An 11,479-nucleotide genomic window follows, 5' to 3' on the forward strand; every position below is an offset into this window, starting at 1 on the left:
GTAATGGTTAGCCTTAATTTGATTTTCCAACCTTGGGCAACCGAGCAATTTAAGTCTCAAACGAGAACGTACAAGAAGATCCGGAACTGCAAGAGTACAATAGTTGGCGAGATGCTTTTGATGATATGGTTCTCTTTTTGTCTAGTTTTCTTGAAACCTAAAATAGCGGGGGTTGCCACATGGAAGCTGCCTCTGTATTTGTACCCACATATAAACTTTGCAGTTCCAAGGTTGCTTGACCCCGTTCGATTTACGGTTCAAACGTTTTGGTTAGTTTTTTTTAAGCAAACCCTTCGCAAAGTCTTGTCTCAGAAAGTTGTCACAATCGCTAGTGACGCATTTTCCTTACTGAAAAATGCATTTTATATACCGTTCTCTCAAATATCTAAACTGGTCGCTTGGCTCGAGAAGACGGCGGATCAAACCAACGGCTCCGAAATACGTGAACGTATTAAAGAAAGCAAATTGTTTATATTTTTGAACTATACGCTACTTTTTTTAGTCGTTTTTATCGCGTTGCTTTGTTTTACCGTTCCTTTTGACTACCAGGCTCAAACTGTATTTATATTGCTGATTTGGGGACTGGCAATGATGGTACGTCGCATGCCTGGGCGCTTCCCCACGATGTTGCTTATGATTCTTTCAGTGACGGTTTCGTGTCGTTATCTGTGGTGGCGTTACTCATCGACTTTAAATTGGGATGATCCGCTTGCTCTTGTTTTGGGGAGTATCTTACTTTTGGCAGAAACTTACTCTTGGATCGTACTTTTACTTGGCTATTTTCAGAATATTTGGCCTTTAAGTCGCAAACCAGTCTCTATGCCCAAAGAACAATCGAGTTGGCCTACGATCGACCTGATGATTCCTACGTATAATGAAGGATTGGACGTTGTTAAGGCGACAGTTTATTCCTCGCTTGGCGTTGACTGGCCGAAAGATAAGCTGAACATTTATATTCTCGACGATGGCAAGCGCGACAGTTTCCGAGATTTTGCGAAAAGTGTCGGAATTAACTATATCCGTCGTCCAACTAATGAACACGCTAAAGCAGGCAACATCAATTATGCGTTAAAGCAAACTCATGGTGAGTATGTGGCAATTTTCGATTGTGACCACATTCCAACGAGGGCTTTTTTTCAGCTGACCATGGGGTTATTTCTTAAAGATCGAAAGCTTGCTTTGATACAAACACCTCACCATTTCTTTTCTCCGGACCCGTTCGAACGTAACTTATCGAATTTTCGAAATGTGCCTAATGAAGGGAGTTTGTTTTATGGCTTGATTCAAGACGGTAATGATCTTTGGGATGCGACTTTTTTCTGTGGTTCTTGTGCTGTATTAAGGCGTGAGCCTTTAGAAGAAGTTGGTGGGATTGCGGTTGAAACGGTAACAGAAGATGCGCATACCTCTCTCAGAATGCATCGTCTTGGTTATCGTTCTGCGTATTTGAAGCAGCCGATTTCAGCGGGTTTAGCGACGGAAACGTTATCTGCGCATGTTGGCCAACGTATTCGATGGGCTAGGGGAATGGCTCAAATTTTCCGTATCGATAACCCGATAATAGGCAAAGGACTTAAGTTGCCGCAGCGACTTTGCTATCTAAACGCGATGCTGCACTTTTTATCCGGTATCCCAAGGATAGTGTTTTTGATAGCCCCACTCGCGTTTTTGATTTTAGATTTATATATCATTTATGCTCCCGCTCTCGCGATTGTTCTGTATGTGTTACCGCATATGATACATGCCAGCATGACTAACTCGCGAATGCAGGGCGACCATCGTTACTCATTTTGGGGAGAGGTCTATGAAACAGTATTAGCTTGGTATATCGCTAGACCAACAACGGTTGCACTCTTTGCACCACACAAAGGTAGTTTCAATGTTACGGCTAAAGGTGGCTTAATTGAGAAGTCTCAATACGATTGGGTGATTTCAAGACCATATCTAATTCTGGTCGCTCTTAATATTTTGGGGGCTATCGTAGGTTTTTATCGCTTGGGTTGGGGAGCTGGAGATGAAATTGGGGTCGTTATCGTTAACTTGATCTGGACCTTGTACAACTTGTTAATATTGGGTGCTGCGATTGCCGTGGCGGTTGAGGCGAAACAAGTTCGTAAAGATCATCGAGTAGAAGTGTCTATGCCTGTTTGGATTAAGCTTCGGACTGGACATTTAATTCAGGCGGATATGAAGGATTTTTCTCTTGGCGGTATTCGGGGGGTGATTGATGATAACGACGACAAAGTCTATGAACATTTGCTTGGTCAGTGTGTAGACGTTGTACTCAAACGTGGAGGACAAGAATTCGCTTTCCCAATGACTGTTATTTATGCATCTAACGGTGTATTTGGGCTTCGCTTAGAGGCGCTGTCTCACCAACAGCAAGTTCACTATGTTCAATGTACCTTCGCTCGAGCTGATACATGGGCGAAATGGCAGCAAGGATATCAATCAGATAAACCGTTATCGAGTCTGCAAGCCGTAGTCCAAGTTGGGTTTAACGGTTACAAACGACTTTTAAAGCATAGTCCTAACCTTGTAAAAGCTACTGTGGATTTATTTTCAAAGGGCTTCCTACTTATTTGGTCATTGAGACCACGCTATGCTTCAATTAGGGCCTCAATCCATGCTAAATAAAAAAACAATAACAGTGTTAATAGCACTTTCTCTTGTGTGCTTGTCAGTTAATACTACCGCAAAAAATACCAATCAATACCAATCAGAAGCCACGACCTCTGAGGCATTGCCAAAGAGCAGTGAAAGCGCTGAAGTTGTGCAACGCATCATTCCATTTAGCCAGATAGGCGGTAATGGTTCGATCGTGATTCAAGGAAGTGAAGAAAGTGCTCATGTCGGGTTCGGCTCACGTCTTGATGAGGTCGTTTCAGAAGCGACTTTATATTTTGATATCACCCCATCTCCAGCACTTTTGTCATTGGTTTCTCATGTAAAAGTGTATTTGAATAATGAATTGATGGGAGTGAAGTCTATTGTTGATGGGCAGCAAGGACAAAAGCTAAATTTGTCCATACCACTAGATACGCGTTATTTCAGCAATTACAATCAGATACGTTTCGATCTCATTGGCAACACAAGGAAAACTTGCGGAAACCCTAATGACTCGAGTATTTGGGTTGAGATCAGCCAAAACAGTCGAATTGAAATGTCTGTTCAGAAAACATTGATTAAGAGCGATCTGAGTTTATTGCCAGCACCATTTTTTGATGTTCGCGATTTTAATAAGCTAGACCTGCCCGTTGTTCTAGGAGAGCAATATAGCCTTGATGATATCAAAGCTGCGGGAGTACTCAGTTCATATTTTGGCGCATTAGCTGGTTGGCGTGGGGCAAATTTTCCTTTGAGTTTTGATACTTTGCCAAATCGTAATGCAGTCGTTTTTGTTACAAATGACAATAAACCCGACTTTTTACGAGATTTCCCAGATACAGATGGCCCCTATCTACAAGTGATAACTCACCCGACGGATCCTTATGTAAAACTTCTTTTAGTTGTTGGCCGTGATAGCGTCGACCTAAACACGGCAGTCCAAGGGTTAGCATTAGGTAATCAAGTCTTGACGGGGCCGATAGCCAAGGTAAATGATGTTAAACAGATAAAACCACGAGTTCCTTATGACTCTCCAAATTGGGTTAGCATAGAGCGTCCTGTCGCTTTGTCTGAGCTTGTTGAGCATAAAGGCGCTCTTCAAGTTGAAGGCCTTAAGCCTCCGCCTATTAGTGTCAGCTTGCGTTTACCACCGGATCTTTTCACTTGGCAGAGCCGTGGTATACCGATGGATTTACACTACCGCTATTCTCCACCAAGCGTTGACCATTCAGGGTCTCGTTTGACGCTAAGTATTAATGACCAATTCATTCAAGCATTCAACTTAACAACAGAAGGGCAGGGGGATTCCAACCGTGTACGAGTCCCATTGCTTGATGACGGTTTTTTGAGTTCGGGTGAGCGAGTAAGAATCCCCGCATTTAAGGTTGGTAGCAAGAACCAAATTGACTTTGAGTTTGGTTTTGCTTCGACTGATGGGCAATGTTTAGTCACACAACCGAGTAATCAGTACGCGGCTATAGATGGTGATTCAACGATCGATTTTAGCGGTTTCCCTCACTATATCGAGATGCCTAATATACGTGCATTTGCAATATCTGGCTACCCATTTACTAGAATGGCAGATCTGTCTGAAACAGCGGTGATTTTACCAAAGCATGCACCAATAGAAGCGTTGCAAACTTTTCTCAATGTTATGGCGTTATTGGGCAGTCACTCAGGTTATACGGGGCTTAAGGTCGTACTAACCGATAAGTGGGATAGTGAATCTTTGGTAGAAAAGGACATACTAAGCATTGGTGTAGCCAGCGAGCTTCAACAGGCTAGCTATAATCCAGAGCCGTTGAATATTGTTATGGAAGCCGGAGAGCGTCAAATCCGATTGCCAAATAAAAATAAGCAGCAACTTGGTATGAACTGGATGAGCCCTTCTAACGCAGAGCATCTTGCAGCGGACTATGTTTCAGTAGAAGCCCATGGTTCATTCGCCGCAATTTATGGGATGGAATCGCCATTTACAAAAAGTCGTAGCGTGGTGTCAATAATGGCTGCACACTCTTCCGATTTTACTTCTATAGATAGCGCGTTAAGCGATTCAGGTAAAGTCCAACATATGTTTGGCTCACTTATTACGCTAAGAAATGACGAGGTTGCAAGTTACAATGTAGGTGCTCATTATTACGTGGGTAAGCTACCAGTCTGGCAGTTGATTTGGTACCACTTTTCGAATCATCCTATTCTGATTGCCTGCTTTGCTGCATTGATGATGGTTATCGTGACAATCGTGTTATGGAGAGCGTTACGTCAGATTGCAGTTCGGCGCTTAGAGAACTCGGAGGGTGATTTACAATGAAGAAGTTATTATTCTTATTGTCGCTCTTATTGTCGTCTCAGCTTATGGCTGCCACATGTGAGTGGCCTCAATGGAACAATTTCAAATCAACATATATTGAGAATGGACGAGTCATTGATGGCAGTGATGATCGTTTGCTTACGACGTCTGAAGGTCAGTCCTATGCTTTGTTTTTTGCTTTGGTAGCTAATGACCAGCAGGCATTTGTTCAAATATTGAAATGGACACAAGCGAACCTAGCGGGCGGTGATTTAACGGCTAGGTTACCAGCCTGGTTGTGGGGAAAAAAACTTGATGGGCAGTTTGGCATACTCGATACAAACCCAGCCTCAGATTCTGATTTGTGGATTGCTTATGCGCTGGGCGAGGCAGGACGTTTATGGAATAACTATTACTATCAGTCCTTAGGGTATCTACTAGCCGCCCGTATATTGAGAGAAGAGTCTGTTCAAATAGCAGGTGTTGGGATGACATTGCTTCCAGCTCCAAAAGGTTTTGACCTTGGTGAAGGAAGTTATCGTTTGAACCCTAGCTATGTTCCTTTACAGTTGATCGCTCGGATGAAAGAGCTCTATCCACAGTACTCGTGGGACTCAATGTACCAATCCAGTACTTTGATTCTTGACCAAACATTGACTACGGGGTTTAGTCCTGATTGGGTAACTTTGTATGGAAAACGATTTAGTGTAGATAATCTCACAGGGCCAACTGGGAGCTATGACGCTATTCGAACGTATTTGTGGGTTGGTATGCTTAATGAGAAAAATAAAGAGAAAGAACAGTTAGTTAAGAAAATGAAACCGTTTTATACCGCTATAGAACGTTTAGGTGCACCACCACGTGAGGTCGATACAGTATCAGGTAAGTACTCTCAACCCGGTAGTGCTGGTTTTTCAGCAGCCGCATTACCTTTGCTTGCTTCAATGGATCACTCCATTCCTCTTGAGACACAGGCTATTCGCGTTCTAAATGAACTAGTAACGAACAGGAATGATCATTATTACGACAATGTGTTGAGTTTATTTGGTCTTGGTTGGCACAACGAACGCTTCAGATTTGGTGAGCATGGTGAGTTGCAACCTGCATGGGTTCAGCAATGTCAGTAAGGATAAGTTCTTATAGGTTAGCTCCCGTTATTGTAGCGAGTAGTATTTTTTCTGTTGGAACATCACTTGCGGTTGACTTTGACTCGACACCTCTGTCTGATGCGGATCGTGAGTTAGTATATCAGCCAGTCCAGTTGGTTCAGTTATCTTCTTCTCTTGAACGAGTTGATTCCGTGGATTGGCTAATCAAACAGTTAAAACTTGCTGACGCAATTGGTCGTGACGATATTGTAGAAAGTACTCTACAAAGGCTGTTTGCTATTGAAAGAGCCAACTTGTCTGGGCTGTATTATCAGGGAGTGATGTTCTTGAAACGTAAGCAGCCTGAATTGGCAAATCAAAGTTACGAGCGCTTAAAAGACATTGCTCCCAACTCACCACAAACCCAGTCTTTGTCTTCGATAATAGCCATTCAAGGTGAAAAGCGAGCTGATTATCTGCGAGCAAAATTGTTGGCTAAATCAGGTCGCTATGTAGACGCTACCAAAGCATACCAAACTATTTTTCCTAACGGGATGCCTTCTGCTGCGCTTGAACTTGAGTACTTGCAACTTCAAGCCAACCTTGATGGTAACTGGGATAAAGTGAAGGTTGGACTTGAACGTCTTAATGCTGATTACCCAGGAGTTCCTCAATTTCAGCTTGCATTGGCAAACCATATACGCAAAGTAGACCCAGGTGACCCTTGGATTTTGGATACGTATCGTGAACTGGCTTTGACTCCTGTTGTAGGAAAGAATGCCGCGATTTCTTGGTTAAGAGCTTTAGAACAATTACCTATTTCAGAGCAAGTGACGGAGCAATATGCAATCCTCGCGAGTTACTACCCTTCAGACTTAGAGATTCAAAAAGCAAATCAAGCGGCTAGGAAGCGTTGGACCCAAGAACTAGAGTTACGTAAAGATCCTACTTACCTTGCAAAATTAAAAGGGTTAGAGCTGCTCAAACTGGGGAAAACCAATCAAGCAGAAGCGCAGTTGCGTTATGCCATTACCACACGTCCTAATGACCCTGAGATTTTAGGCGGGATGGGGAAAGTCTACCTGCGAAAGGGGCAACAACAAAGAGCACTAGAGTATTTCAAGCAAGCTCAATTATTGGATAATAATCCAGATAATTCTTCTAAATGGATTGCGTTGGTTGAAACGTCTCAGTATTGGGTATATTTAGATCAGGGTGATCTCCATATAGCTAGAGGAGAACTCGGGGAAGCTGAAAGTCTATACCGTAAGGCGATAGCGCTAGATAATAGACAGCCATATGCTTTTGTCGCTCTAGGTGCTCTCTTCCTTGAGGAAAAAAGGTATTCGTCGGCTGAAAAGGCTTATTCGCGGGCTTTGGCGCTTGATAAGCTCAATGGTTCGGCATTGCGCGGGAGACTTGACATTGAGGTCAATCAAGGCAACTGGCATGAGGCTAGAGAAGTGGCTAACCAATACTCATCGGCTCAGAGGCTAGTGGTTGAAGAAAAAATTAGCAGCATCAATATTGAAATTGTTCTGATTCGCTTAAGAAATGCTATTGCTAATAATGATGACAAGGTGATGGCTGAATCTGTCGAAGCGCTAATCAAATTAACCCCGGGTTCTCCATGGCTTAGATTAGAGATTGCAGGCGTTGTGCGTTCTATGGGGGATAAATCTCGTGCAGATCAATTGATGGAAGCTTGGGCAAAAGATACCTCAGATCCTGAAATGAAGTTCGCTTATGCACTGTACCTCGCACAGAGCTTTAGAGTCGACCAAGCTATTGCTGAACTAGAAAGTGTTCCACAACAAGAGCTCACTAGCTCAATGCAGCGAAACCTTACCCGTTTAAGGTTAGACTCTGAACTTCAGGGTATAGAAATACGTTACCAGCAATCGCCTAAATCGGTTTCAAAAGAATTACTGAGTCTAGAAGCTCAATATCAAAGTCAGGTTCAACCACTATCGCGTATTGCTAGCGCTTGGGTTGATGTTGGTGAAACCGAGGAGGCGGGTAGGATTTACAAGAGCATTGATTCGTCTTCATTTCTCTCCACTGATGAGCAGCTTGCTTACGGTGAGTTGATGATTAGTTTGAATGAATTTGAAGATTTTGATGCTTGGTTTAATGGATTGGCTCCGATTTTTGATGCGCCAGAGTTTACCGCATCAGAATTTATACAATTCGATGAACTCAGAACTCGACGTATTTTGTCTGAGGCTGACTTAATGCTAGAAAATGAAAACTTAGCTCGTTCTTTAGCGCTGTACAGTAGAGTAGTGTCAGAGCCAGAACCTTACAAAACCCAAGCTGAAATTGGCATGCTACGTGCCAGTGCTATGAGTGGAGATTCAGCTGTCTATGAACAATATCGTCCGATTTTAAGGAAAAAGGCTGACGTGTTATCGGCATCGCAGTTGATGACAACGGCGACGGTATTTAATCAACAAGGCAATGTGCAGGATGCAAATCAGCTCAATGCGTTACTAGACACTAAGGCTGATGCGGGCGCGCTTGAATACCGAGACGGAATGGCAATTGCGATGGAAAACCACCACTGGTCACTAGCGGAAGAGAGAGCCTATCAAGCATTGAACAGTGACCGAATAGAAAAAACGAGTCAACAAGGCACTTTAGAAACACCAACTCCGTCGTTACGAGATTTGTACAATGAAAGTGATGATTATTGGTTAACACGAAAAGTAAAATCGGATTTAGATGCGTTACATGACCGTAGTGATGGTCACATTGTTGTTGGTTGGGATTACAGTGCTCGTGATGGTCAAAATCAGTCGAATCAAGTACCGATTGAAGCTAGATTGCCAATTGAAGAGTGGGATGGACATTTGTTGCTTAGAGCTGATTATGTGTCAATAGATTCAGGTGCCCTTGAGTATTATGACAAATCAACGAATCAAGACGTTACCTCGTTTCAAAATAGCGCATCGGGCTTGGCATTGGGTATTGGTTGGCAAGCTAAGAACTGGAGCGCTGATATAGGCACTACACCTGTCGGCTTTGATCATACGACGTGGGTTGGTGGTGTTAGTGTGAATGGTGACTTAGGGCAGTTCGGCTGGACTGCGGTTGCTTCTCGCCGTCCAGAATCAAGTAGCACACTCTCTTATGCGGGCATGTCAGTTCCCAATTACTCTTTGCCCTCTCCTGAAACGCCTGACCCGCAGGGAACTAAATGGGGAGGCGTTGTAAGAACGGGAGTTAAATTCAATACGAGTTGGGATATTGAAGGGCCTTATGGTTTTTGGAGTAGCCTTCAGTACCATACGCTTACGGGAGAAAGTGTTGAGGATAACAATCGACTTGGTATTCTTGGTGGGGCTTATTACAAGTTGATTTCTAACGATCACGAGCGTTTGAGTATTGGAACAAACCTGATTTATCTTGGGTATGATAAAAACCTGGGTGAGTACTCGCTTGGCCATGGCGGCTATTATAGTCCCCAAAGTTATCTGTCGGTTTCGTTACCGGTTAATTATTACGGTCGATACGGTAGCACTTGGTCATATTTATTAAGCGGGTCTATTTCCAATTCATGGACACAAGAAGATGCTCCTTATTTAAGTGAGAATGGCGTAAGTGATTCCGGTGGAGGCTTTGGGTCATCTTTCCAAGCTGCAGTAGAAAAACGGGTGAGTAAGCGTTGGTATTTAGGTGCTTTGTTAGATTTACAGCGCTCTGAATTTTACACACCAAACCATTTCATGTTGTATGCAAAATATACATTCAATGACCGTTGGCAACCTATTGAGTTTCCTCCTGCAACGCCAATTCTATACAGTGATTTTTACTAGAAACCAAGACTAAACAATCCCAGAGCGGCTCAATAGAGTCGATTTTTTATTTTCTGCAAGTAAACCTTCACTGATTATTAAGCTGCTTTATAACCTCTCCAACATCACACTTTCAAAACTCATTATCCCGACTCACCATCGAATTGACTTTTTATCAACACATGATGAATTGTTAAGTCAACGCTTGACGAATACGTTAAAAACAATTAAAGACAGGTGTTTCAAGCAGGCAGTAAGGTTCGGCAGGTGTGGTCGAGTGTAGGGGCATAGAGAATGGAAGTAATTGTAATTGGCAGCGGTGTGATTGGCTTGACCAGTGCTTGGTATCTGGCGAAAGAGGGCCACTCAGTAACGGTTATCGACCGCCAGGATAGTAGTGGTAAAGAGACCAGTTTCGCGAATGCCGGACAAATTTCTTATGGCTATTCTTCACCTTGGGCAGCGCCGGGTATTCCGTTGAAAGCGATGAAATGGCTCACCCAAGAGCATGCTCCCTTGAAAGTTAAGCCATCACTTTCTCCAGAGTTGGTGGCTTGGGCGACTAAGATGCTCGCTAACTGTAATGACGCTAAATACGCCGTGAATAAGTCACGCATGTTGAGAGTGGCAAACTACAGCCGAGATTGTCTAACCCACCTTCGAACTAGTGAAAATTTGGCATACGAGGGCAGGCAGAAAGGCACCTTGCAGGTCTTCAGAAGCGAGAAGCAACTGGATGCGATTCAGCAGGATATGAAGCTACTAAAAGAAAGCAGCATCGAGCACTCGCTGTTTGATGTTGATCTGTGCCTGTCGGTTGAACCGGGATTAGCTGACGTGAAAGACAAGCTGGTGGGCGGCCTATACTTACCTCATGATGAAACGGGAGATTGTCACCAATTCTGTTTAGCTCTGACTGAGAAAGCTAAGGCACTTGGTGTTCAGTTTGTGTTTGATACGGAAGTACTCAATCTGAACCGTAAAAATCAAGATATTCAGAGCGTTACCACGACTAAAGGAGAGTTCAGAGCGGACGTTTACGTGGTGGCTTCAGGAAGTTATTCTCGAGATCTGCTTAAACAAGTCGACTTGTCGATTCCTGTTTATCCAGTGAAGGGCTACTCCTTGACATTGCCAATTGTGAGTGCGGATAAGTCACCAGCATCAACCGTTATGGATGAAACCTATAAGGTAGCGATGACGCGTTTTGATGATCGAATTCGGATTGCTGGGACGGCTGAGCTTGCTGGTTTCAATTACCTGATTCCTGAAAAACGTAAAGCGACGATTGATATGGTGATAAAAGACCTGTTCCCGCAGGCGGGGGACTTTTCCAAGGCAGAGTACTGGACTGGGTTGAGGCCAATGACGCCAGATGGCACGCCTATCATTGGAAAGACGCCAATTAAGAACTTGTTTACCAATACTGGTCATGGGACGTTGGGATGGACGATGGCGTGTGGTTCAGGAAAGTTGTTAGCGAGTGTGGTTAGTGGCTCAAATAGCGATATTCAATCGGACGACTTGAGTATTCATCGTTACATGTAGCTCATCAAAAACGTCTTCAGAAAAATTAGCCCATGTTTAGTTATAAACTTGGGCTAATTAGGCTTTAGTATTGCTGCTTATCTGGTGGTGGTCTCTAACACATGCGTGAATCGCTGCCACGATTTTGGTCGGCTTCATTTGGGTAATTA

Annotated in this window: 5 protein-coding genes; all 5 read left to right on the forward strand. The window is 43.5% G+C overall.

The genetic code is table 11. The annotated features are described in order from the left end of the window. Positions 1–3 precede the first annotated feature (3 nt). The 5 genes from bcsA (at position 4) to ACTRWI_RS17025 (ending at position 11,330) form a co-directional block, all read left to right on the forward strand. Entirely contained in the window at positions 4–2,637 is a 2,634-nt protein-coding gene (gene bcsA / locus ACTRWI_RS17005) for a UDP-forming cellulose synthase catalytic subunit (protein ID WP_499133000.1), read from the forward strand. Next, entirely contained in the window at positions 2,627–4,918 is a 2,292-nt protein-coding gene (gene bcsB / locus ACTRWI_RS17010; RefSeq protein ID WP_499133001.1) for a cellulose biosynthesis cyclic di-GMP-binding regulatory protein BcsB, read from the forward strand. The genes bcsA and bcsB overlap by 11 nt, the downstream gene beginning before the upstream one ends. Continuing rightward, entirely contained in the window at positions 4,915–6,024 is a 1,110-nt protein-coding gene (gene bcsZ, locus ACTRWI_RS17015; protein ID WP_499133002.1) for a cellulose synthase complex periplasmic endoglucanase BcsZ, read from the forward strand. The genes bcsB and bcsZ overlap by 4 nt, the downstream gene beginning before the upstream one ends. After that, the gene (locus tag ACTRWI_RS17020) at positions 6,015–9,803 is read left to right on the forward strand and encodes a cellulose synthase subunit BcsC-related outer membrane protein (RefSeq protein WP_499133003.1); all 3,789 of its coding nucleotides are present in this window, start codon (positions 6,015–6,017) and stop codon (positions 9,801–9,803) included. The genes bcsZ and ACTRWI_RS17020 overlap by 10 nt, the downstream gene beginning before the upstream one ends. Before the next feature lie 273 nt (positions 9,804–10,076). Continuing rightward, complete coding sequence (locus ACTRWI_RS17025) at positions 10,077–11,330, forward strand: D-amino acid dehydrogenase (protein ID WP_499133004.1); 1,254 nt, start codon at positions 10,077–10,079, stop codon at positions 11,328–11,330. The last annotated feature ends 149 nt before the right edge of the window (positions 11,331–11,479 follow it).

The sequence above is a fragment of the Pseudoalteromonas sp. G5_S1_14_S5 genome, from assembly GCF_054968605.1.

What these genes read in the sequence shown, in the direction of transcription:
- bcsA (WP_499133000.1), top strand. Translation starts at nt 4, where the DNA reads ATGGTTAGCCTTAATTTGATTTTCCAACCTTGGGCAACCGAGCAATTT.
- bcsB (WP_499133001.1), top strand. Translation starts at nt 2,627, where the DNA reads ATGCTAAATAAAAAAACAATAACAGTGTTAATAGCACTTTCTCTTGTG.
- bcsZ (WP_499133002.1), top strand. Translation starts at nt 4,915, where the DNA reads ATGAAGAAGTTATTATTCTTATTGTCGCTCTTATTGTCGTCTCAGCTT.
- ACTRWI_RS17020 (WP_499133003.1), top strand. Translation starts at nt 6,015, where the DNA reads ATGTCAGTAAGGATAAGTTCTTATAGGTTAGCTCCCGTTATTGTAGCG.
- ACTRWI_RS17025 (WP_499133004.1), top strand. Translation starts at nt 10,077, where the DNA reads ATGGAAGTAATTGTAATTGGCAGCGGTGTGATTGGCTTGACCAGTGCT.